The organism is Rhizobium sp. BK376 (assembly GCF_004341625.1).
Taxonomy (GTDB): Bacteria; Pseudomonadota; Alphaproteobacteria; order Rhizobiales; family Rhizobiaceae; genus Rhizobium.
Window position 1 is genome coordinate 1 of record NZ_SLZG01000095.1, and the last position, 1,077, is coordinate 1,077.

Sequence of the window (1,077 nt, forward strand, 5' to 3'; positions counted from 1 at the left end):
TGAAGTGCTCAGTGCCGTCTATGAGGCCGACTTCTGCGGGTTCTCCTATGGCTTCAGGCCAGGACGCAACCCGCACATGGCGCTGGATGCATTGCATACAGCGATCATGAGCCAACGCGTGAACTGGGTGCTCGATGCCGACATCCGCAGTTTCTTTGACTCGGTTGACCACGAGTGGTTGCTGCAGATGGTGGCGCATAGAATTGCCGATCCCCGTATCCTGCAACTTATTAAACTATGGCTGCGGGCCGGAATTCTTGAGAGCGGCGAGACGTATGAGACTGACAGGGGGACTCCGCAAGGGGCGGGCATCAGTCCGCTCCTCGCCAACATCTTCTTGCACTACACCCTTGATCTCTGGGTACATCGATGGCGTCGTCGCCATGCACGCGGCCGTATTGTGATCGTGCGCTATGCCGACGACTTCGTCATGGGCTTCGAGAAGAAGGATGATGCGCGGGAGATGCTCTTGGCCCTCAAGGAACGGCTAGGCGAATTTGGTCTGGCGCTCCATGAGGGGAAGACGCGGCTAATCGAGTTTGGCCGGTTCGCGGCCTTATCTCGACAGCGGCGTGGTGAGCGAAAGCCAGAGACCTTCGCTTTCCTGGGCTTCATTCACTATTGTGGATTGACCCGTGATGGCCGGTTCATCGTGAAGCACAAGACGGAAGGGAAGCGCCTGACGCGAAAGCTCAAGGCGTTGCGCGAGGGAGCATGGCGGCACATGCACAGGTCGCTAGCTACCCAGCACAAGTGGCTTGCCGCTGTGCTGCGTGGACACTACGGCTATTACGGCAGGCCACACAACTATCCAGCGCTCAACGGGTTCTATCAGCAAACACGCCGCATATGGTTCCGCTGCCTGAGGCGGCGAAGTCAGAAAAGCCGGCGGATGAGTTGGTTGGAATTTGAAATCCTGACCGCACGCTTCACGCTGCCAGTCCCACATCTTACTCGAACTTGGGCGCAGGCTCGGATATGACGCGGGTTACTCTCGGGAAGAGCCGGGTGCGGGAAATCCGCCCGCCCGGATCTGTGAGGGCGAAGCCGAATGGCATAGCTACTCGACCACGATCG

At 58.6% G+C, this 1,077-nt stretch carries 1 protein-coding gene; it reads left to right on the forward strand.

Going from position 1 to position 1,077, the window contains the following annotated elements; translation table 11 throughout:
- A partial coding sequence (locus EV561_RS36980) for a reverse transcriptase domain-containing protein (protein WP_132528788.1) occupies positions 1 to 982 on the forward strand: 982 nt, incomplete at its 5' end.
- Positions 983 to 1,077: the final 95 nt, after the last annotated feature.